At 69.8% G+C, this 21,710-nt stretch carries 17 protein-coding genes; 6 read left to right on the top strand and 11 right to left on the bottom strand.

Translation table 11 applies throughout. The features are described 5' to 3' along the window. Window positions 1-16 precede the first annotated feature (16 nt). The 5 genes from glgA to glgB form a co-directional block, all read right to left on the bottom strand. Window positions 17-1,546, bottom strand: a complete 1,530-nt coding sequence (gene glgA, locus ACS5NL_RS12630; protein ID WP_439354174.1) for a glycogen synthase GlgA — start codon at window positions 1,544-1,546, stop codon at window positions 17-19. Between the two features lie 61 nt (window positions 1,547-1,607). After that, entirely contained in the window at window positions 1,608-2,867 is a 1,260-nt protein-coding gene (gene glgC / locus ACS5NL_RS12625) for a glucose-1-phosphate adenylyltransferase (protein ID WP_439354173.1), read from the bottom strand. Between the two features lie 30 nt (window positions 2,868-2,897). Further along, the gene (malQ, locus tag ACS5NL_RS12620) at window positions 2,898-4,409 is read right to left on the bottom strand and encodes a 4-alpha-glucanotransferase (protein ID WP_439354172.1); all 1,512 of its coding nucleotides are present in this window, start codon (window positions 4,407-4,409) and stop codon (window positions 2,898-2,900) included. Between the two features lie 10 nt (window positions 4,410-4,419). After that, entirely contained in the window at window positions 4,420-6,684 is a 2,265-nt protein-coding gene (gene glgX / locus ACS5NL_RS12615) for a glycogen debranching protein GlgX (protein ID WP_439354171.1), read from the bottom strand. Continuing rightward, window positions 6,681-8,570: a 1,4-alpha-glucan branching protein GlgB gene (glgB, locus tag ACS5NL_RS12610; RefSeq protein WP_439354170.1), complete on the bottom strand. Its 1,890-nt coding sequence runs from the start codon at window positions 8,568-8,570 to the stop codon at window positions 6,681-6,683. The genes glgX and glgB overlap by 4 nt, the downstream gene beginning before the upstream one ends. A 110-nt stretch (window positions 8,571-8,680) precedes the next feature. On the opposite strand from glgB, the gene ACS5NL_RS12605 reads away from it, so the two are divergent. The 3 genes from ACS5NL_RS12605 (at window position 8,681) to ACS5NL_RS12595 (ending at window position 11,173) form a co-directional block, all read left to right on the top strand. After that, complete coding sequence (locus tag ACS5NL_RS12605) at window positions 8,681-9,610, top strand: cation diffusion facilitator family transporter (protein ID WP_439354169.1); 930 nt, start codon at window positions 8,681-8,683, stop codon at window positions 9,608-9,610. Between the two features lie 79 nt (window positions 9,611-9,689). Further along, window positions 9,690-10,130, top strand: coding sequence for a D-aminoacyl-tRNA deacylase (dtd, locus tag ACS5NL_RS12600; RefSeq protein WP_439354212.1), 441 nt, complete (start codon window positions 9,690-9,692; stop codon window positions 10,128-10,130). A gap of 35 nt (window positions 10,131-10,165) precedes the next feature. Next, window positions 10,166-11,173 (top strand): chorismate transformation FkbO/Hyg5 family protein, encoded by a 1,008-nt coding sequence (locus ACS5NL_RS12595; protein ID WP_439354168.1) that lies wholly within the window; start codon window positions 10,166-10,168, stop codon window positions 11,171-11,173. Here ACS5NL_RS12595 and ACS5NL_RS12590 read toward each other — a convergent pair. The 5 genes from ACS5NL_RS12590 to ACS5NL_RS12570 all read right to left on the bottom strand — a co-directional run bounded on the left by ACS5NL_RS12590 (window position 11,170) and on the right by ACS5NL_RS12570 (window position 17,772). Next, window positions 11,170-12,255, bottom strand: a complete 1,086-nt coding sequence (locus ACS5NL_RS12590) for a T6SS phospholipase effector Tle1-like catalytic domain-containing protein (protein WP_439354167.1) — start codon at window positions 12,253-12,255, stop codon at window positions 11,170-11,172. The two genes, ACS5NL_RS12595 and ACS5NL_RS12590, sit on opposite strands and share 4 nt — an antisense overlap. A 16-nt stretch (window positions 12,256-12,271) precedes the next feature. After that, window positions 12,272-13,342: an MBL fold metallo-hydrolase gene (locus ACS5NL_RS12585; RefSeq protein ID WP_439354166.1), complete on the bottom strand. Its 1,071-nt coding sequence runs from the start codon at window positions 13,340-13,342 to the stop codon at window positions 12,272-12,274. Between the two features lie 10 nt (window positions 13,343-13,352). Further along, complete coding sequence (locus ACS5NL_RS12580) at window positions 13,353-16,226, bottom strand: hypothetical protein (RefSeq protein ID WP_439354165.1); 2,874 nt, start codon at window positions 16,224-16,226, stop codon at window positions 13,353-13,355. A gap of 98 nt (window positions 16,227-16,324) precedes the next feature. Next, window positions 16,325-16,780 (bottom strand): rRNA maturation RNase YbeY, encoded by a 456-nt coding sequence (gene ybeY / locus ACS5NL_RS12575; RefSeq protein WP_439354164.1) that lies wholly within the window; start codon window positions 16,778-16,780, stop codon window positions 16,325-16,327. A gap of 11 nt (window positions 16,781-16,791) precedes the next feature. Next, entirely contained in the window at window positions 16,792-17,772 is a 981-nt protein-coding gene (locus tag ACS5NL_RS12570) for a PhoH family protein (RefSeq protein WP_439354163.1), read from the bottom strand. Between the two features lie 37 nt (window positions 17,773-17,809). Here ACS5NL_RS12570 and ruvA point away from each other — a divergent pair, with 37 nt between their 5' ends. Together ruvA and ACS5NL_RS12560 are read left to right on the top strand one after the other, a co-directional pair. Then, complete coding sequence (gene ruvA / locus ACS5NL_RS12565; RefSeq protein ID WP_439354162.1) at window positions 17,810-18,388, top strand: Holliday junction branch migration protein RuvA; 579 nt, start codon at window positions 17,810-17,812, stop codon at window positions 18,386-18,388. Window positions 18,389-18,405: 17 nt separating this feature from the next. Then, entirely contained in the window at window positions 18,406-19,341 is a 936-nt protein-coding gene (locus ACS5NL_RS12560; RefSeq protein WP_439354161.1) for a hypothetical protein, read from the top strand. Window positions 19,342-19,356: 15 nt separating this feature from the next. Here the strand turns inward: ACS5NL_RS12560 and ACS5NL_RS12555 are convergent, their stop codons facing one another. Next, a complete protein-coding gene (locus ACS5NL_RS12555; protein WP_439354160.1) occupies window positions 19,357-20,502 on the bottom strand; it encodes a carbonic anhydrase in 1,146 nt (381 codons plus the stop codon). A gap of 141 nt (window positions 20,503-20,643) precedes the next feature. On the opposite strand from ACS5NL_RS12555, the gene ruvB reads away from it, so the two are divergent. After that, window positions 20,644-21,696 (top strand): Holliday junction branch migration DNA helicase RuvB, encoded by a 1,053-nt coding sequence (ruvB, locus tag ACS5NL_RS12550; RefSeq protein ID WP_439354159.1) that lies wholly within the window; start codon window positions 20,644-20,646, stop codon window positions 21,694-21,696. The last annotated feature ends 14 nt before the right edge of the window (window positions 21,697-21,710 follow it).

Here is a 21,710-nt window from a genome sequence, read left to right as displayed (position 1 = left end):
CGGTGGGTGAGAGGGCTCAAGCAGAAGCTGTGCCAGTGGCGTCGGCCTGGGCCTGGGTGTAGACCCGCAGGGTGTCGGCGGCGGCGCGGGCCCAGTCGAAGCGCAGCGCCATCGCGTGGCGCTGGACCGCGCGCCAGTCGGCCTCGCGGCGGCGCAGCGCGAAGGCACGGCGCATTGCCGAGAGCAGCGACGCCTCGTCGAGTTCGTGGAACACGAAGCCGCTGGCGCTGCCGTCGTCGAGGTTTTCCAGGCTGCTGTCGGTGACGGTGTCGACCAGGCCGCCGACGGCGCGCACCAGCGGCAGCGTGCCGTAGCGCAGGCCGTAGAGCTGGGTCAGGCCGCAGGGTTCGAAGCGCGAGGGCACGAGGATCACGTCGCTGCCGGCGATCAGGCCGTGCGCCAGCGCTTCGTCGTAGCCGATGTGGAGGCCGACCGCGCCAGGGTGGCGCTGGGCGGCGTGCTGCAGGGCCTGTTCGATCAGCGGGTCGCCCGCGCCGAGCACGGCCAGCTGGCCGCCGCAGGCCACCAGCTCGTCGACCACGCCGGGCAGCAGGTGCAGGCCCTTCTGTTCGGTCAGGCGGCTGACGACGCAGAACAGCAGCGCGTCGGGATCGGTCTTCAGGCCCAGTCGCTGCTGCAGCCGCGCCTTGGCGGCGGCTTTGCCGCGCAGGTCGTCGGCGCTGTAGCCGGGTTTCACGAGGGCGTCGTTCGCCGGATCCCAGACCGCGTCGTCGACGCCGTTGAGGATGCCGTGCAGGCGGTCGCGCCGCTCGCGCAGCACGCCGTCGAGGCCGCAGCCCTGCTCGTCGCCGGTGATCTCGCGCGCGTAGGTCGGGCTGACGGTGGTGATGGCGTCGGCGTAGTGCAGGCCGGCCTTCATGAACGAGACGTGGCCGTGGAACTCCAGGCCCTGCATGTGGAAGAGCGCGTCGGGCAGGCCCAGGCGCTCGCGGGTCGTGGCGTCGAACACGCCCTGGTAGGCCAGGTTGTGGATGGTGAACACGGTGGCCGGGCGGCGGTGACCGGCGGCCGCGAGGCGGTCCAGGTAGGCGAAGGCCAGACCGGTGTGCCAGTCGTGGCCATGCACCACGTCGGGGATCCAGCCACCGTCCAGACCGGTGCCCAGCAGCGCGGCGGCCCAGCCCAGCCAGGCGAACTGCTCGGCGCTGTCGGGCCAGGGGTGGCCCTGGGCATCGTGGTAGGGGTTGCCGGGCCGGTCGAGCAGGCCCGGCGCGTGCAGCAGCATCACCGGCTGGCCGGTGGCCTCGATGCGTCCGCGTTGCAGCCAGGGCGTCGGGCCGGGCGTGGTGCCGGGGTGCGGCCCCAGGCCGGCGGGCAGGCCCATGCTGCCGCCCGCAGGCACCAGCAGGCTCGGGCCATCGGGCGTCACGCCCGCCACCACCGCTGGAAACGCCGGCAGCAGCAAGCGAACGTCCGCCCCCTGTGCCGCCAGCGCCGGCGGCAGGCCCGCGCTCACGTCGGCCAGACCGCCGGTCTTGAGCAGCGGGAACACCTCGGAACAGACGTAGAGAACGCGCGGACTCATCGGACTTCCCTCCGTGTTTCGCGCTGCGGGGCTGAGCGCCTTCGGAACGGCCGGGCGGCGCTCATGACAGCCTGGCGAGCATTTCTTTGGTCACCAGGACCACGCCGCCTTCCGAGCGGTAGAAGCGGCGCTCGTCTTCGGCGGCGTCGAAGCCGATCTGCATGCCCTCGGGGATCACGCAGCCGTTGTCGATCACCACCTTGCGCAGCTTGCAGCCGCGGCCCACGTCCACCTCGGGCAGCAGCACGGCCTCGTCGACCTCGGCGTAGGAATGGATGTGCACCTTGGAGAACAGCACCGAGCGGTTCACCGAACCGCCGGAAATGATGCAGCCGCCCGACACCAGGGAGTCCACCGCGCTGCCGCGGCGGCCGTCGTCGTTGAACACGAACTTGGCCGGCGGCAGCTGCTCCTGGTAGGTCCAGATCGGCCAGTCGCGGTCGTACATGTCCAGCTCGGGAATCGTGTTGGTCAGGTCCAGGTTGGCGGCCCAGTAGGCCTCCACGGTCCCGACGTCGCGCCAGTAGGCCGGCGCCTCGGGCGAGCTCTTGACGCAGGACAGGCCGAACGGGTGCGCCACGGCCTGGCCCTCGGCCACCATGGCGGGGATCACGTCCTTGCCGAAGTCGCGGCTGGAGCCGGGCGTGGCCGCGTCCTTTTCCAGCGCGGCGAACAGGTGCTGGGCGTCGAACACGTAGATGCCCATGCTGGCCAGCGAGACCTCGGGCTTGCCGGGCATGGCCGGCGGGTTCGCCGGTTTCTCGACGAACTCGACGATGCGGCGCTGCTCATCGATGGCCATCACGCCGAAGGCACTCGCTTCGGCGATCGGCACCTCGATGCAGGCCACGGTGCATTTCTTGCCTTGCGCCACGTGGTCGGCGATCAGCTCGGCGTAGTCCATCTTGTAGATGTGGTCACCGGCCAGGATCAGGATGTATTCGGGGTTGTGCGCGCGCAGGATGTCCAGGTTCTGGTAGACCGCGTCGGCGGTGCCCAGGTACCAGCTCTCGTCGTCCATGCGCTGCTGCGCGGGCAGCAGGTCGATGAACTCGTTGAACTCGTTGCGCAGGAAGCTCCAGCCGCGCTGCAGGTGGCGCAGCAGCGAGTGCGACTTGTATTGCGTGAGCACGCCGATGCGGCGCACGCCCGAGTTCAGGCAGTTGGACAGCGCGAAATCGATGATGCGGAACTTGCCGCCGAAGTACACCGCCGGCTTGGTGCGCCGGTCCGTCAGGGCCTTCAGCCGCGAGCCACGCCCGCCAGCGAGCACCAGACCGATGGTGCGCTTGGCCAGGTACTGGGGGGATTGCTTGTCCATGGTTGTCTCCTGTCTTTGGGGGGAAAGTGGTCAGTGTTCCGGCCAGCGGCCGTGGGCCCGGGTCATCGCGGCCAGCCGCAGGGCCGGTTCGTGGTTCACCTGGCTCCATTCGAAGCGCCACTCCCAGCAGCCGGTGGCCATGCCGGGGGTGTTCATGCGGTGGCGGGTGTCCAGGCCCAGCACGTCCTGGAACGGCACCACCACGGTGTTGACCACCGATTGCGAGGTCGCGCGGACCAGGGTCCAGTGCGGCTCGGTGTCGATGCACGGCCCGAGGTAGTCGCGCGCCGCGGCCTTCTCGCCGGTCGGCGCGCTGGCCCACCAGCCGAGGGTGGTCTCGTTGTCGTGGGTGCCGGTGTAGGCGACGGCGTGGCGCTCGAGGTTGTGCGGCAGGTAAGGGTTCTTGGGCCCGCTGCCGAAGGCGAACTGCAGGATGCGCATGCCCGGGAAGCCGCAGGCCTCGCGCAGCGCGGTGACCTCGGGCGTGATCAGGCCCAGGTCTTCGGCAATGATGGGCAGCGGCCCCAGTTCGGCGCTGATCGCCTCGAACAGGCGCAGGCCGGGGCCGGGCTGCCACTGGCCGGCGACGGCGGTCGGTTCGCTGGCCGGGATCTCCCAGTGCGCTTCGAAACCGCGGAAATGGTCCAGCCGCACAATATCGACCTGCCGGAACTGGTGCGCCAGCCGGTCTTTCCACCAGCGGAAGTCGCGGTGGGCCATGGTGTCCCAGTTGTAGAGCGGGTTGCCCCAGCGTTGTCCGGTGGCGCTGAAGTAGTCGGGCGGCACGCCGGCCACCACGTGCGGCTCCAGGCGTTCGTCGAGCAGGAATTCGTCGGCGTGGGCCCAGACATCGGCGCTGTGGTGGGCGACGAAGATCGGCGCGTCGCCGACGATCTGCACGCCGTGCAGGCGCGCGTAGTCGCGCAGCGCCTGCCACTGGACCCAGAAGCGCCACTGCACGAAGCGCCAGAAGCCCAGGCCGTGGGCCGACTGCGCCCGCACCTCGTCCAGCGCGTCGGCGTCGCGCCGGGCCAGGGCGTCGGGCCAGCGCGACCACGGGCCGCCGTAGCGCTCGTCCAGCACCATGAAGAGGGCGTAGTCGTCGAGCCAGTGCGCGTGTTCGGCGCAGAACGCCGCCAGCGCGGCGCGGCATTCGTCGCTGGCGCGCTCGGCAAACCCGTTCCAGGCCTTGCGCAGGCAGGCCATGCGCCAGGGCGCGACGCGCTCGAAGTCGCTGCGGTGGTGGTCGAAACCCTGGCGAGGTGTCCAGGGCAGCCAGCCTTGCTGCACCAGGTCGTCGAGATCGACCATCAGCGGGTTGCCGGCGAAGGCCGAGACGCTCTGGTAGGGCGAGTTGCCGGGGCCGGCGGGCGAGAGCGGCAGCACCTGCCAGAGGGTCTGGCCGGCCGCGGCCAGCCAGTCGACGAAGTGGCGCGCGGCCGGGCCGAGGTCGCCGCAGCCGTGGGGGCCGGGCAGGCTGGTGATGTGCAGCAGCACACCGCTGGTGCGGCGCGCGAGAAGGGGATGGACGGTGGCGTTCATGTGTGCGGGATCAGGAGGGGTCTTGCGGGCCATGCAAGGCCCGGACCAGCACGCACACCGTGGGCGCATCCAGGGGCCGCTGGCCTTCGGGCCATTGTCCCCCGCCGCTGTCGCCGTCTTCGCCACCGGTCACGAGCGCCTTCGCGCTGTCCAGCCGCAGCGACCAGCGCCCCGGCGGCAGCTGCAATGTGCACGCACCGCCGGTGTGCCAGACCAGCAGCAGTTCTTCCGTCGCCACCTCACCGGGTTCGCCGACCACGATGCGCGCGACCAGGCTGCGGTGGGCCGAATCGTGCCAGGCGTGGTCGGGCAGCGGCGATCCGTCGAGGTCGCTCCAGGCGATGTCCGGCGCCTGGCCGGGCGATGGCGCATGGCCGTCGAACCAGCGCGCATGGCGCAGGCCCGGGTGCCGGCGGCGCAGGGCGGTGAGACCGGCCACGAAGGTGCTCAGTTCGCCGTTGGCCTGGGTCCAGTCGAGCCAGGTCAGGGCGTTGTCCTGGCAGTAGGCGTTGTTGTTGCCGCGCTGGCTGTGGCCGATCTCGTCGCCGGCCAGCAGCTGCGGCGTGCCCTGGGCACAGAACAGCGTGGCCAGCAGGGCGCGGCGCCAGAGGCTGCGCTGGTGCAGCACGGCCGGGTCGTTGCTCGGGCCTTCGGCACCGCCGTTGGCGCCGAGGTTGTGGCCGTGGCCGTCGCGGTTGTCTTCGCCGTTGGCTTGGTTGTGTTTCTGGGTGTAGGCGGTCAGGTCGGCCAGGTTGAAGCCGTCGTGCGCGGTCAGCAGGTTGACGCTGGCGAGCGGGCTGCGCGCGCTGTGGCGGAACTTGTCGCCGCTGCCGCAGACGCGGGTCGCGAGTTCGCTGCGCGTGGCCGGGTGGCCGAGCCAGAAGGCGCGCACGCCGTCGCGGAAGGCGTCGTTCCATTCGAGCCAGCCGGGCGCGAAGCCGCTGGTGCGGTGGCCGTCCGGCCCGATGTCCCAGGGCTCGGCGATCAGGCGCACGCCCCGCAGCACCGGATCCTGTTGCATCGCGGTCAGCAGCGGCGCGTGGCGGTCGAAGCCGTGGCCCTGCGCCGCCACGCGGCCCAGCGACACCGCCAGATCAAAGCGGAAGCCGTCGACGCCGTAGGCCTGGACCCACCAGCGCAGGCTGTCGGTGACCCACTGGACCACGCGCGGTTCGCTCACGTTCAGGCTGTTGCCGCAGCCGCTGAAGTTGTGCGGCACGCCGTGTTCGCCCATGGCGTACCAGTGGTTCTGTCCGAGCCCGCGCCAGCTCAGCGTGGGGCCGTCGAGGTCGCTCTCGGCCGTGTGGTTGAACACCACGTCCAGCACCACCTCGATGCCGGCGCGGTGCAGCGCGTCGACCATGGTGCGGAACTCGTCGCGCACCGCCTGCGCCTCGGCCGCGTCGACCGGATCGCGCCCGGCGGTGCAGGCCGCGTAGCCGGCGTCGGGGGCGAAGGCATTCAGCGTGTTGTAGCCCCAGTGGTTGACCAGGCCGCGCGCCAGCAGGTGGCGCTCGCTGAGGTGGGCGTGCACCGGCAGCAGGCAGACCGTGGTCACGCCCAGCCGCTGCAGGTGCGCCAGCACGGCCGGGTGCGCCAGGCCGGCGTAGGTGCCGCGTTGCGCGGGCGGCACGGCCGGGTGCAGGCGCGTCAGCGCCTTCACATGGGTTTCGTAGAGCACCACGCGGTCGGTCGCGATGGCCGGGCGCGGTGCGATCGTGGCGCCGGCCGTCAGCTCGGCGGCCGCATCCACCACGAGGCTCAGCGGCATGGCGGCCGCGTTGTCGGCCGGCTCGGGCCGATGCTGCGCCCAGTGCTGGTCGGGTTTGAGCGGGTCGGCCACCGCATGGCCGACCTGCAGGGCCAGCCGCGCCGTGTCGCCCGCCAGCCCCAGCGCCCAGGGGTCGATCAGCAGCCGGGCCGGGTTGAAGCGGTGCCCCGCGGCGGGATTCCAGGGGCCATGCGCGCGCAGGCCATAGGCCTGGCCGGCCGCCAGACCGGGCACGAAGCGCGTCCACAGGCCATCGCCCGCCGCGTCCAGCGACACCGTGCCGGCGGATGCACGGTCCGCACCGAACAGTTGCACCTCCACCGCCGTCGCCTCGGGCGCCCAGACAGAGAAGCACACCCCTGCCGCGCCATCCCGTTCGTCCAACTGCGCCCCCAAGGCCGGCAAGGCGAAGCCGCCAGGGCCCCCGTGGAACCGGCTTGGCCGGGCCACAGGGTGCGCCCCCCCTTCCAGGGGGGAAGACGCAAAGCGGCGCAGGGAGGTCATTCCTTCTTCAGCCACAAGACGCCCAGCGGAGGCAAGCTCAGCGGAGCAGACCACTGTTGGCCGTGCATCGCTTGCGACTCGGCCATGACGCGCCCGTGGTTGCCGACGTTGCTGCCGCCATAGTGGCTGGAGTCGGTGTTCAGGCGCTCGGTCCAGGCGCCGTCGTGCGGCAGGCCGACGCGGTAGTTGTGGCGCACCACCGGTGTGAAGTTCGCCACCGCGACCAGGGTGTCTTCCAGCGCAGACCCGAAGCGCACGAAGGCCATCACCGACTGGTCGGCGTCGTCGACCACCAGCCAGCGGAAGTTGTCGGGATCGGTGTCGCGCGCGTGCAGGGCGGGCTGGGTGCGGTAGAGCGTGTTGAGGTCGTGCACCAGGTTCTGCACGCCGGCGTGGCCCGGTTGCTCCAGCAGGTGCCAGGGCAGCTCGGCGTCGTGGTTCCACTCGGTCGGCTGCGCCAGCTCGGCGCCCATGAACAGCAGCTTCTTGCCCGGGTGCGCATACATCCAGGCGTAGAGCGCGCGCAGGTTGGCCAGCTGCTGCCAGTGGTCGCCGCTCATCTTGGCCAGCAGCGAACCCTTGCCGTGCACCACCTCGTCGTGCGAGAGCGGCAGCACATAGTCTTCGCTGTACGCATACATCATCGCGAAGCTCATCTTGTGGTGGTGCCAGCGGCGGTGCACCGGGTCCTGCGCCATGTAGGCCAGGGTGTCGTGCATCCAGCCCATGTTCCACTTGTGGTCGAAGCCCAGACCACCGTCCTGCACCGCACCGGTCACTTTGGGAAACGCGGTCGACTCCTCGGCGATGGTGACGGCCTGCGGCGCTTCGCGCTGCAGCACCTCGTGGACCTCACGCAGGAAGGCGATGGCTTCGTAGTTCTCGCGCCCGCCGTCGCGGTTGGGCACCCACTCGCCCTCGGGCCGGCTGTAGTCGCGGTAGAGCATGGACGCCACCGCGTCGACGCGCAGGCCGTCGATGCCGTATTCCTCGATCCAGTACAGCGCGTTGCCGACCAGGAAGTTCTTCACTTCATTGCGGCCAAAGTTGTAGATCAGCGTGTTCCAGTCGCGGTGGAAGCCTTCCTTCGGGTCGGCGTGCTCGTACAGCGCCGTGCCGTCGAAGCGGGCCAGCGCGTGTTCGTCGGTCGGGAAGTGGGCCGGCACCCAGTCCAGGATGATCTTCAGGCCGGCGGCGTGGGCCGCGTCGACGAAGCGGCGGAAGCCTTCGGGCGTGCCGTAGCGGGCGGTCGGCGCGTACAGGCCGGTCGGCTGGTAGCCCCAGGAGGCATAGAACGGGTGCTCGCTGACCGGCAGCAGTTCGAGGTGGGTGAAGCCCAATCCGGTGGCGTAGGGCACGAGGTGCTGCGCCAGGTCGTCCCAGGTCGGCATCACATCCCAGCCGCCGGGGCGTTTCCAGGAGCCGACGTGCACTTCGTAGATCGCCATCGGCACCGCCGGCCGCTGGTGCGGGGCGGCGGGAGCGGTGGCGGCGCGCAGCGGCGCGCAGACGCGGGCCGCATTGCCCGGCGGCAGCTCGGTCTCGCGGGCGTAGGGGTCGGTCTTCATGACCGTGTGGCCGTCGGCGCCTTCGACCTGGAACTTGTACCAGTTCCCGGCGCCAGCCCCGGGAACGAACAGTTCCCAGACACCGCACTCGGGCCGGTGGCGCATGGACTGCGGCTGCCAGCCATTGAAGTCGCCGGTCAGGGCAACGTGGCGCGCGGCCGGCGCCCAGACGGCGAAGGCGACGCCGGCCTGTCCGCCGAGGGTGGTCGGGTGGGCGCCGAGCTTCTGCCAGGGGCGCAAATGTTTGCCCTCGGCCAGCAGCCAGGCGTCGGTCTGACCGATCCAGAACAGGTCATCGGAGGTTGGCTGTGTGGTCATGTTTGTCTCGCTCTCGGGCCATTCTGGCACCGAACGGGTACCAAGCGGTTACAAAATTACAGTCCTTGAGGCTTAAGGTTTCATGCGATCGCCGGGCGACAATCGCTGCCATGACATCTTCCGCTTCTTCCTGGCTGACCCCGCGCCGCATGCTGATGGCCTCGGTGGTGGTCGCCACGGTCACGATCGCGCTCAAGACCCTGGCTTGGTACATCACCGATTCCGTGGGCTTGCTGTCCGACGCGATGGAGTCGCTGGTCAACCTGGCCAGCGCGGTGTTCGGCCTGGTGATGGTGACCATCGCCGCGCGCCCGGCCGACGACGACCACCCCTATGGCCACCACAAGGCCGAGTATTTTTCCTCCGGCTTCGAGGGCGTGCTGATCATCGTGGCGGCGCTGGGCATCGTCTGGGCCGCCGGGCACCGGCTGCTGGACCCGCAGCCGCTGGAGCAGGTCGGCTGGGGCCTGGCGCTGTCGGTCGCGAGCTCCGCGCTCAACGGCCTGCTGGCCTGGGTGATGTTCCGGGCCGCGAAGCAGCACCGCTCGATCGCGCTGGAGGCCGACGCCAAGCACCTGGTGACCGACGTCTGGACCTCGGCCGGCGTGGTCGTGGGCATCGCCATGGTGCACCTGACCGGCTGGCTCTGGCTGGACGCGGTGGTCGCCATCGGCGTGGCACTGAACATCCTCAAGGAAGGCGGTCACCTGATCTGGCGCTCGAGCCAGGGGCTGATGGACGAGGCGGTCGAGCCGGACGTGCAGGCGACCATCGAGCAGACCCTGGCCGGATTCGCCCACAGCCGTGGCGACACGCCCATCATCCGCTTCGACCACGTCAGCACGCGCAAGGCCGGCCAGCGCCGCTTTGTCGACCTGCACATGCACATGCCGGCGGCCTGGACCCTGGGCCGCGCGGCGGCGCTGCGCATCAGCGTGGAGCAGGCGCTGATGAGCGCGGTGCCGGGCCTGCGCGCCAGCATCCAGCTGCTGCCGATGGACGTCGAGGCGCACCTGCACGACGAGAAGGACCTGATCTGATGCCCCCACGCTCCTCACTTTGTGGTTCGCTGCCCCCCGAGGGGGCGCTCATCGCCCATCGGGCGGCCGGGTGGGCGCTGTGATTGCGCTGTTGCAACGTGTGTGCCAGGCCCGCGTCGACATTGCGGGCGAGACCGTGGGGCAGATCGGCCACGGCCTGCTGGTGCTGGTCTGCGCCGAACCGGAGGACACCGAGGCCACGGGCCAGAAGCTGCTGTCCAAGATCCTGAAGCTGCGCATCTTTTCCGACGAGCAGGGCAAGATGAACCGCAGCGTGCAGGACGTGGCCGGCGGCCTGCTGGTCGTCAGCCAGTTCACGCTGGCCGCCGACACCAGAGGTGGCAACCGGCCCGGTTTCACCGGCGCCGCGCCACCCGCGCTGGGCGAGGCGCTGTACGACCGCTTCGTGGCGCTGGCGCGCGAACAGCATCCGGTGGTCGCGACCGGCCGCTTCGGCGCCGACATGCAGGTGCACCTGACCAACGACGGTCCGGTGACGATCCCGATGCGCATCGCCTGAGCGCACCAACCCCCGTTTTTGTGGATGAGTCCGAGATGAGCCTGTCGCTCCTGACGTCCTGTTTGCCGACGCTTCCTGTCGATGCCGCTGCCGTGCTGGGGGGCGCCCGGGTCGGGGCCGACCTGCCCGTGGCCCGTGTGGCCTGGCCATTGCAATGCCTGCAGACCACCGTGCTGGCGCCACAGCCGCTGTCGCAGGAATGCTGGGTGCTGCAGGACGGGTTGCCGCTGCAGTCCGGTGTCAGCGAGGGCATCGCCTGGCGCCGCGGTGGCGACCTGCTGTTCGGCGTGATCGAGATCGACGAAGCGGCGGTGACGGCTCAGGCACCGCACACGCCGCTGCAGCAGGCGTCGTTCGACGCCTACGCGCGCATCTTCCGCCTGCTCGATGCGCAGGGCCTGCCCCACCTGTGGCGGCTGTGGAACTACATGGCCGACATCAACGGCGAGAGCCACGGCCTGGAGCGCTACCGGCAGTTCAACATGGGCCGGGGCGATGCCTTCGAGGCCGGTGCGCGCAGCGTGGTCGGCCGGGTGCCCGCGGCCTGTGCGCTCGGGGTGGCGACCGGGCCGCTGACGATCGCCTTCATGGCGGGTCCGACACCGATCGTGCCGGTCGAGAATCCGCGCCAGGTCAGCGCCTTCCTCTACCCCGACCGCTACGGCCCGCGCAGCCCGACCTTCTCGCGCGCCGCCCTGGCGCACCCGCCGGGGCAGGAAATCCTGTTCGTCTCCGGCACGGCCAGCATCGTCGGCCACCAGACGGTGCACGCGGGCGACGTGCGCGCGCAGACCGAAGAGAGTCTGGAGAACATCGCTGCCGTGCTGGTCGAGGCCTCGGCGAACTCCCGCAGCGGTTCGTACGCGCTGGGCGATCTCGGCTACCGGGCGTATGTGCGCCACGCGGCCGACCTGGATGTCGTGCGCTCGGTGGTGGAACGCCGTCTGGGTGGCGCGCCGGTGGTGTATGTGCAGGCCGATGTCTGTCGCAGCGACCTGCTGGTCGAGATCGAGGGGCAGGCGTTGCGGGAGCTGCCCGCCTAGTCCTGCGCCTCGCAGGGTTTGCCTCGCGCGATGCGACGGGTGTCGGCCACCGGCAGAGCCGCCGGACCGTTCGGATTGGGCGCGTTGGGTGGCCGGTAGGCGCTGGGCGCGTGCGCCATCCGGTCGAGCACCGAACGGTGCAGGCATTCGCCGTGGTCTCGGTGGTGACCCACCCGGCGCACCACCTCGCCAATGAGCTTGTAGAACCAGGACGATGAGTCGTGCAGCGTCGAGTTGAAGCAGGGCTGGAAGAACGAGAGGTAGTCGTGGTCGAAGGCAAGGCCCAGGCGCTCGGCGCGCTCGACCATCCAGTGCAGCGCCTCGTTGGCCAGGCCGTCGGGCCGGTAGCTGCCGCCGACATCGCTGTGCACGCCCGCAAACCAGGACTGTTCCAGCGTGCCGCGCCAGCCGTGAGGGCGCTGGAACAGGTTGACCGCGAACGGTTTGCGTCGCTCGTCCAGCGCCATGGCGTGGCAGGCGTTTCGCACTTCCGGGTGAAGGCCGACGTCGTGGTATTCGTACTTGCGGCCGTTGAACAGATGGCCCAGCAGGCCCGGCGCGCCGAGGGCGCCGACGGTGTCCCACACCCCGATCAGGGTGACCGGCGGGGCCGGTCGGGGCTGGCTGATCTTGCGGAAGGCCTGCGCCCAGGCCTCGGAGTTCTGTCCCTGCCGGCTTTCGTAGAGCGCGTACAGCTCGGGCACGAAATAGTCCTCGCCCTTGCGCACCAGACCGACCCTGTGCATGAAACCCACCAGGGTGCGCACGGTGAATGCGCCTCGGCTGAAGCCGAACAGGTAGATCTCGTCGCCCTCGACGTAGTTGTAGATCAGGAAGCGGTAGATCGCGCGCACGTTGTCTTCCATGCCCCGCCCGAATGCGCCGCCGGTGAAGCGGTCCAGGCCGCCGTCGGTGCCGACGCCGTCGAAATAGGCGACGACCTGGTCGATGCCCTGAGCGTCGCGCGCCAGCACGCCGCGCGCCAGCTTGGTGACGTTGGTCGGCCGGCGCTTGCCCGAGACCCTGTCGACCTGGTCGCGGATGTTCCAGGTGCCGTCCGAGCAGATCACGAGGCGCTTCATGGCCGCTGCTTGGTGGTCACGCCAGCTTCACCAGCAGGCCGTCCTCCGGGGTGCCGTATTCGCAGCGGTAGCCGAAGTCGCTGCGCCGCGAGGCGCTGCGCCAGGCCTTGTTGAACGCGCTCTCCACGTTGAAGTGCAGCACCGGCGACCGCTCCTGCGCCGACACCACCACCCGGGAGATCGCTTCTTCGTCCGGATGCTTGAATTTGGCACCAGTGGTCGAGACCAGGTAGTGCTTTGCCGGGAAGGCTTCGAGTAGCTCCAGCGAGGTGTTGCGGGTGCTGCCGTGGTGCGCCAGCTTGAAGGCGTCCAGCGCCTGTGGCCGGCCTTTGAATGGTGCGCGCTGCAGGCTCGCCAGCAGCACCGACGGGTGGGCGTCGGCACCGAACAGCACGCGCTTGCCCTCGAATTCGGCGATGAAGGCAATGCTCGATCCGTTCGGGTGGGTCTGGTCTTCCTTGAACGGCTCCGTCGCCATGTCCTCGACATCGCCGCCGAGGAAACCGTGAGGCAGCACGGTTTCGTCGGCGTGGAAGGCCTCGCCGGGCACCAGGCCGGCTTCGCGGATCGTCTTCTCCCACTCGGGCTTGAGCGCCTGCAGCTGCTCGAAGCTGGGCGACAGAAGCGTGAGCTGCATGCCCGCGAAAGCGTGTGTGGGCAACGGTCCCGACGCCGGCACCATCACCGCCTTGCGCTGGAACTGCCGGTTCCAGGGCCAGCCGCCGCGCTGGATCAGCTCGGTCAGCATCTCGCCCTGCAGCGCGCCCAGCTGGGCCGGCACGAGGTTGGAGAGGTGGAAGTAGCCGTTGAACCAGATGTCCTTGACCTTCACCGTGTCGAAGTTCAGCTCGTCCAGGAAGCGCAGCGAGCTGCCGATGTGGTCGTCGTCGATGTGGGTGATCACGAACAGCTCGAACACACACTGACCTTCGGCGTCGACCACGGCCTGCACCTTGTCGGCCAGCGAGGCCTGGTAGGTCGCGGCCGGGCCGGTGTCGATCAGGATGCGTTGCGGTTTCGCCGCGTTGCCGTATTCGATCCACAGGCAGTCGCCGTGGGCCGCGTTGAGCATCTGGATGGTGAACATGGATTCCTCCTCAGAGTCGCCAGGCGCTGTGGCCGTAGGCCATCAGGGTGAACGAGACACCGAGCCCTTCGGCCAGCAGGTCGCGTCGCAGTTGCAGCAGGGCCTCGTCCAGCCGCAGGGCTTGCGGTGCCAGGGCCAGCGCCAGCAGCCGCTCGGCGATCTGGTGGGCCTGGGTCGCATGGACCACCGACAGGGTGCCCACGACGGCGGGCGCGCCCTTGAGGTGGAAGCGGCGCACGAAGTTCAGGAAGGGCAGGTCGGCGAAGCTGGTGCTGCAGCCCAGCAGCAGCACCAGTGGCCCGTGCGCTTCGCCGGTGTGGACGTACTTCTCGCTCAGGTTGCTGGCCGCCAGTTCGTCCTTCGACACCTCCAGCGAGGGAATCCCGGCAAACACGCTGGACTTGTCGGAGTGCGGCATCAGCAGCAACAGGTCGCGCGGGCGGGCCATTACCTGCGCCTTCCAGTCGGCCCAGGTGGTCACTGTGGTCACGTCGGCCACCCGCGCCGCCAAGGCGGCCGGCAAGCCGTCCGGTCCCTGCATCTCGTCGTGCGCGCGTTCGCTCGCGGCCAGCAGGGCCGAGGTGAAGGGCCCCAGCCGCTCCTGCCCGGGCACCGGGACCGACACCACGGTGGCGGCGTCGCCATTGGGTGCGTGGCGCTCGATGCACTTGCGGAAACCCCAGAACGACACCGGACAGACATGGCCTTCGTCGTGGCGGTGCGGGCACTGGTCGTGCACCGCGCCGCTGCCGTCGGCCAGCGCGGCCCGGGCGTTCGGGCACAAGGCAGCGCCGGGTTCGGGGGCCGGCCCGGCGTACAGGAACTCGACCGGAAAGTAGGCCTGGTCCACCGCCTCGACGATCTGCACCCGTTGCGCGGCGTCGAGCAAGGCCAGCGAGTGTTGCATCGCCAGCTCCTCCACGATGACCGCTCCGTGGTTGGCCAGTTGCCGCATCAGGTCCAGCAGCTCGGGGCGGTCCAGCCGCTGGTCGGTATTGCCGGCCTCGGCCTGCACCGCGGCGTTGAGGATCTTGCGCATCTGCGCGATCGATTCCTTCATGCCGTCCGGCGTGAGGAACGAGGCCCGGTCTGGCGCCATCGTGGTCAGGCCCGCGGCGCCGTCGGCGTTGTCGTTGATCAGGAAAGCCAGGTCGGCCGGACGGTCGGCGCTGGGGCTGTCGAAGCCGGGCGCGTAGCGGTTCTCGACCGTCAGCGTGAGCCCGCCCATGGCGTCGGGCAACAGCAGCAGCGACTGGATGACCCGTTGCGCGTGCAGCACGATCAGGCGCGCGCGGAAGTCAGCGACCGCCTCGCCGCAGCGCAGCGTGAACACCGCCCGCGTGCTGGTGCCGCGCGGCGGCAGGTGCAGCGTGGTCATGGACGGGTTGGGGATGTGGGGCCGGCCGTCGATCTCGCCGGTCGGCGACAGCGGGCAGTACACGATGGTCAGCTCGTGGCCGTCGGCGCTCGGGGGCAACAGACGCTCGTCCAGCGGCGCGTCGGCCGTGCCCTGGGCAGCCACATCCCGCGCGGCAATGAACACTTCCAGCCGGTGGTCGGCTTTGGGCGTCAGCGGCATGCGCACGCGGGTGGACGCTGTCGCATCCGCGGGCCAGAGATCGAATTTCACGTGCCGCGGTGGCGCCGGTTCTGTCGGGGCTTGCGCCGCCGGCGGCCCGTCTCCGGGCATGGTCTCGGGCGGTTCCATCCTGGCCGTGGCGGCGTGGAACCGCGGGTCGCGCCGCAGCTCGATCGGCCCCAGGTCGCGCTCCAGCGCCCGCCGGGTGTGCACCAGCAGGGTGGCGCCCTGGGTTTCGCTGGTCCAGGGCCATTGTTCGGCGGCCGATTCCAGGGCGTCGGCAATGGCGCTGGCAGCGCTCAGTTCGGGTGTCGCGTCCGCCACCGGGCCCACCTCGGGCGGCGCGGTCACGGGCTGGTCGCCGGATTGCCGCCGCAGCACGTCGGCCAGGCGCCGGGCCACCTCCAGCGGGCGGCTGTGGTCGGCGTGGTCCACATCGCACAGCACCACCGGCAGGGACGGGTCTGCCTGTGGCAGCGCCCGCCGCCGGGCCTCGAACACCGCCTGCGGGATCGGCAGGTTGTGCGACAGCGCGGCGACCAACTCGAAGAACCAGCGCGACCAATGCGACGCGTCCAGTCCGCACACCACCACGGCGGCGGCGGACCAGCACTGCGCCAGTTCGCGCAACGCGTCTGCTCCGGCCGCATGGTCGAGCGGACCCAGCACCACCACCAGACCCGCACTGCGCTGCGCGCTGCGGCGCGCCGAGCGCAGCGCCTGCGACAGCGGTCCGGGAAACAGCAGGATGTCCAGCGTCTCGCCACCGCGCAGCACCAGGGGCTCGTAGAGTTCGCGGAACCAGCCGGTCTGCAGGGTCTGCGCAAGGGAACGCCCTTCGGCCGACGGCGGCAACCCGACGTTCAATGGCCAGTCGAACAGCGGCGCGCGCCATTGCGAATGGTCGAAGGCCACGGTGTCCATCGGTCCGCGGCGCACCAGCAGGTCGGTGAGCCACGCAATGTCCAGATCCGCCGGCCCCCCCGTGAGCAGACCGTGCACCGGGTCTGCCGCGGCGACGGATGCCCAGAGTTGGTCCAGCCCGGTGCAGAACGCGCCGATGTCGGGCACCGCTTGAAGCTGTGTGCCCAGTGACGCCGCCTGGTCAAGGTCGATGCGCCACCAGGCGTCACCCAGTGCCGGGAGATCCGGCGATGTCGAGGCGGTTGCAACGCCCGCGAGCAGCGGGGCGATGGACTCGGGCCAGGCGCCGGCCAGGGCCACAAAACGCGCCAGCGGGGTGGCTGGCAGGCGCCGCCCCGGATCGAAGACTGTTTCGCGTGTGCCCGCCACCGTGCCTGCCATGTTCCAACCTCCGCAGGGCGTCTGGCCCTGCGCGGGTTGTATGCCGCGGCGGTGGAGGCGTCAATCTCCCAAAGGGGGAGACAACGGGGGAGAAAAATTCAGCGGTACGGGTTCTTGATGCCCAGGCCGGCGAGGATCTCGATCTCGCGCGCTTCCATTTCTTCGGCGTCGGCCTCGCTGGTCTCGTGGTCCCAGCCCTGGGCGTGCAGGGTGCCGTGCACCAGCAGGTGTGCGTAGTGCGCAGCCAGCGTCTTCTTGAGTTCCTTCGCCTCTTTGGCCACGACCGGTGCACACAGCACCAGGTCGGCCATCACGACCGGCTCGGTCGCGTAGTCGAAGGTCAGCACGTTGGTGGCGTAGTCCTTCTTGCGGAAGTCGCGGTTGAGCGCCTGGCCTTCGTCGGCGTCGACGATGCGCACCGTGATCTCGGCGTCGGCGTCCAGCGCGTGGCGGATGCAGCGGATGACGGTGTGGCGCGGCAGGGCGGCGCGGTGGCGGGCGGCGTCCTTGATGTCGCCGAACTGCAGCGAAAGCGAGAGTGCGGGCAGGGCCATGGTGTGTTTCCTCAGACGCTCTTGCGGCGGGTGGTCCGCGCCACGGGCACCTCGGCCACACCGGCGGTGCGCGCTTCGTAGGCGTCGACGATGCGCGCCACCAGCGGATGGCGCACCACGTCGGCACTGGTCAGGCGGTTGAAGGCGATGCCGGTCACGCGCTTGAGCACGCGTTCGGCGTCGATCAGGCCCGAGAGCTGCGTGGCCGGCAGGTCGATCTGGCTCACGTCGCCGGTCACCACCGCCTTGCTGCCAAAACCGATGCGGGTGAGGAACATCTTCATCTGCTCGGGCGTGGTGTTCTGCGCCTCGTCCAGGATCACGAAGGCGTGGTTGAGCGTGCGACCGCGCATGAAGGCCAGCGGCGCGATTTCGATCTGCTGGCGCTCGAATGCCTTCATCACCTTGTCGTAGCCCATCAGGTCGTACAGCGCGTCGTACAGCGGGCGCAGGTAGGGGTCGACCTTCTGGCCCAGGTCGCCGGGCAGGAAGCCCAGCTTCTCGCCCGCTTCCACCGCCGGGCGCGTCAGCACGATCTTCTGCACCGCGCTGCGCTCCAGCGAATCCACCGCGCAGGCCACGGCGAGATAGGTCTTGCCAGTGCCGGCCGGGCCGATGCCAAAGGTGATGTCGTGCGTGGACATGTTGTCCAGGTAACGCGCCTGGTTGGCGGTGCGCCCGCGCACCTCGCCGCGCTTGGTCTGCACGCCGGCCGCTTCGCCGGGAACGGTCGGCAGCGCTGTGTCACCGGCCAGCATCAGCTGCACCTTCTCTTCGGGGATCGGCTTCTTGGCCATCTCGTACAGCGCCTGCAGCACCTCCAGCGCCTGGTTGGCCCTGGCCTTGGCGCCTTCGATGCGGAACTGCTCGAAGCGGTGCGCGATCTTGACCTGCAGCGCCGCCTCGATGCTGCGGATGTGGCTGTCCGTCGGGCCGCACAGGTGCGCCATGCGGGTGTTGTCGGGCGGGGAGAAGGTGTGGCGGAGGAGCAAAACGGATAATCCCGGGCTGATTGCAGAAAGGTCCTCAATGATAGGCAAGCTGACCGGCACGCTGCTGGAAAAGAACCCGCCCCAGATCCTGATCGACTGCCACGGCGTGGGCTACGAGGTGGATGTGCCCATGAGCACCTTCTACAACCTGCCGGTGGCGGGCGAGAAAGTGTCGCTGCTGACGCACTTCGTGGTGCGCGAGGACGCGCAGATCCTCTACGGCTTTGGCACCGCCAGCGAGCGCGAGGCGTTCCGCCAGCTCGTCAAGATCAGTGGCATCGGGCCTCGCACCGCGCTCTCGGTGCTGTCGGGCCTGAGCGTGGCCGAACTGGCGCAGGCGGTCACGGCCCAGGAGGCTGGGCGCATCGTCAAGGTGCCGGGCATCGGCAAGAAGACCGCCGAGCGGCTGTTGCTCGAACTCAAGGGCAAGCTCGGCGCCGACCTGCCGCTGGCCGGCGGTGCCGCGGCCGTGGGCGACGCGGCCAGCGACATCCAGCAGGCGCTGATGGCGCTGGGCTACAACGAAAAAGACGCCGCCGCCGCGCTCAAGGCGTTGCCAGCGGGCGTGGGGGTGAGCGAGGGGATCAAGCTGGCGCTGAAGTCGCTGGCGAAGTGAGACCGCCTGGGAGGGCCATGAGAAACACGACAAACGGATGGGCGCTGTGGAGCGTCCTGCTGGCGCTGGCGCTGTCCGGTTGCGCCGCCAACCCTGGCGCCAAGCTGGAAGAAGCCCTGAACTCCAACAAGGCGGTGATCATCAGTCCGCTGCTGGGCGACGCGGGCATGGTCTGGGAGCGGGTGGGCGATCCCGCCCACCGCGTTGCCTTGCTGCCGTCGCCGGGCGTGCCCATCCCGGTCGGGCAGACCTACCAGATGGTGGTGGTCGAGCCGGGGAGGTACGTGCTCTGGGGCGCGCTCGTTTCCGCGGGCCCGGGGCGTGTCGATCCCCGAGGGCTGGTGCCGTCGCCGGTGAGCGGTGCGCTGGGGCAGGTGAAGATGGCGACCCGCAGTTACCGGGAGCCGTACACGGCCAGGGTCTGGAGGGACCGGATCGTTCGGGAGGTGAACAACCCTTCGTCGTCCTACTGCGCCGTACCGGGTCCCAACGGAGGCTGCCAGCAGTGGGGCTACACCCAGGGGGCGTCGTACACGGAGGTCGTGCAGGAGGCCGGCTGGTACGAAGAGACCCGCTACAAACCGGCGACCGACTTCGTGGAATTCCGGATGGAGTTCTCGCCCCGGGTTCCGATGGCGTGGGTGGATGTGAAGCCTGCAGAGGCGATCCTGATCAACCGCATGCGCGTGGTCGCCCGAGACGCGGGCTACGACTACGCGCGCTGCACGGCCATCTCGGGGGACTACTCGCACGTGTGTCCGCTGGACCGCGTGCGGCTCGAAACGGCCAGGATCGATCTGGAGGACTTCCGGCGCCAGGCCGCGGCACCGGGGCCACGCAGGATGGACGCGGCCCTGATCGAGAGGGTGAAGGCGGCGCCGCTGGCGGTCAGCGTCAAGCACATCAGTGTGGGCAGCAACGGCGAGGCGATCTTCGAGTTCGCGCCGCGCTGAGGCCCGTCCAGCGGTTCAGGTGCCTTCGCGCACCAGCCGCCCATTGATCGCCTGCACCGGGCGGGCGTTCATCGGGAACAGCTTGGTGAACAGCTTGAGCTGGTCGGGGCCGAGCGTGACGGGTTGCTTGATCACCTGCCACAGCACGCCCTCGGTGCAGGGTGGCGTGGTCAGCGAGCCCATGAACTGGTAGTAGCGCTGGTCGGTGGGCAGCAGCTCGTTGAGGTTGAGCAGGTCGTCGGGCAGCTGCACGCGGTCGTTGGTGTCCAGCGGCATGCGGGTCCAGACCTTCTGGATGAAGCTGTTGTTGGCGCCCACGTCCAGCAGCACCGCGACCACGGCGAGCTGGCCGGCTTCGTTCTTGTGCACCAGGTGCGCCACCATGGCAAAGCCCTTGTAGTTCACCTTTTCTTCGGCCGGGTGGTGGAAGTGGAACTGCAGCAGCTTGTAAGCCGTGCCGCGCACCTTGATGTAGTTGTGGCCTGCGACGTCGACCTGGATGGTGTGGCCGTTGTTGACCACGCTGCCGCCGCTGGGGCCGTAGTGGAACTCGATCGGCTCGGCCGGGCCGGGCACGGCGTCGCCGGTCTGGATGTGGATCGGCGACTGGCGGTTGCCGACGGCGCAGGTGGCGAAGTCGGACTTCATCTGGCCCCAGCGCTCGGGGCCGTTTTCGCCTTCGTAGTCCCAGTGGGCCTCGTGTCCGCCGCCGGGGGCTGCGCCGTGGCCGGCCAGGGCGGCGGCCTTGGCGCGGATGTATTCGCGGCTGTTGCCTGGGGTAGCTGCGCCATGGCCCGTCGACGCTGCCGCAACACGGGTGGCGTGCGGTGCGGTGCGTGTGGCGTCGGCCGGGTTGATGACCAGCGAGACCTGTTTCACTTGGCCGGTCTGGTGGGCGGAGACGGCGGCGCGGACCTGTTGCGCCAGGGAAGAAACGGGCTTGGCCGGCTCGGCAGCCGCCTGGGCCGGTGCGGCCGGGGCAGCAGCGGGCGCGCCGTGGGCCGCGGGTGCCGCCGCCACGGGCGGGGCCGCCTTGGCCGTGGCGGCGGGGGCGGCCGGTGCCTCGTGGCCGCCATTGGCGCCGGCGGGCAGGGCGGTCAGCATCAGGCTGGCCAGCAGGCTCAGCGAGGGCAGGAAAGCAGGAGTCTGGCGGGTGTTCATGGCGGTTCTTCGGGGGCAGGGGAAAGGGCCTGTCTTCCATATCGGACCGGTCCGCGCCGGACTTGAGTGCCGGGTGTCGGCGGGTATAGTCGTGCGACCCCTTGCGGGCCCCTTTTCGACCCCCGACCGGACCCATCCGCCGTGAGCATCCAGACCGACGATTTCGCCCCCGCGCCGCGCGTGGTTTCCGCCGCGGCGGTGTCGCCCAAGGAAGAGGCGATCGAGCGCGCGCTGCGGCCCAAGCTGCTGGACGAATACGTGGGTCAGCAGAAGGTGCGCGAGCAGCTGGAGATCTTCATCGGCGCGGCCAAGAAGCGCAGCGAGGCACTGGACCACGTGCTGCTGTTCGGCCCGCCCGGCCTGGGCAAGACGACGCTGAGCCACATCATTGCGCAGGAGCTGGGCGTGAACCTGCGCCAGACCAGCGGCCCGGTGCTGGAAAAGCCCAAGGACCTGGCGGCGCTGCTGACCAACTTGGAACCCAACGATGTGCTGTTCATCGACGAGATTCACCGTCTCTCGCCGGTCGTCGAGGAAATCCTGTACCCCGCGCTGGAGGACTACCAGATCGACATCATGATCGGCGAAGGCCCGGCGGCGCGTTCGATCAAGCTGGACCTGCAGCCTTTCACCCTGGTCGGCGCCACCACGCGGGCCGGCATGTTGACCAACCCGCTGCGCGACCGCTTCGGCATCGTGGCGCGGCTGGAGTTCTACACCTCGGAAGAGCTGGCGCGCATCGTCAAGCGCAGCGCCGGCCTGCTGAATGCGCCGATGGACGAGGCCGGTGGTTTCGAGATCGCGCGCCGCTCGCGCGGCACACCGCGCATCGCCAACCGCCTGCTGCGCCGCGTGCGCGACTATGCGGACGTCAAGGGCAACGGCCGCATCACCAGCGACATCGCCAACCGCGCGCTGGCGATGCTCGACGTCGATCCGCAGGGCTTCGACCTGATGGACCGCAAGCTGCTGGAAGCCGTGATCCACCGCTTCGACGGCGGGCCCGTGGGGCTGGACAACATCGCGGCCAGCATCGGCGAGGAGCGCGACACCATCGAAGACGTGATCGAGCCCTACCTGATCCAGCAGGGCTACCTGCAGCGCACGCCGCGCGGGCGCATCGCCACTTTGGCGGCCTACCGCCACCTGGGCGTGGCGCCGCCGGCCAACGACGGCGCGCTGTTCAGCGAATAAGCCGGGTTCGGTCC

Source organism: Hydrogenophaga sedimenti, from assembly GCF_051857515.1.
In the GTDB taxonomy this organism is placed as follows: Bacteria; Pseudomonadota; Gammaproteobacteria; order Burkholderiales; family Burkholderiaceae_C; genus Hydrogenophaga.
Note: the sequence above shows the minus strand (reverse complement) of the source record. Positions and strands in the feature narration are given on the sequence as shown.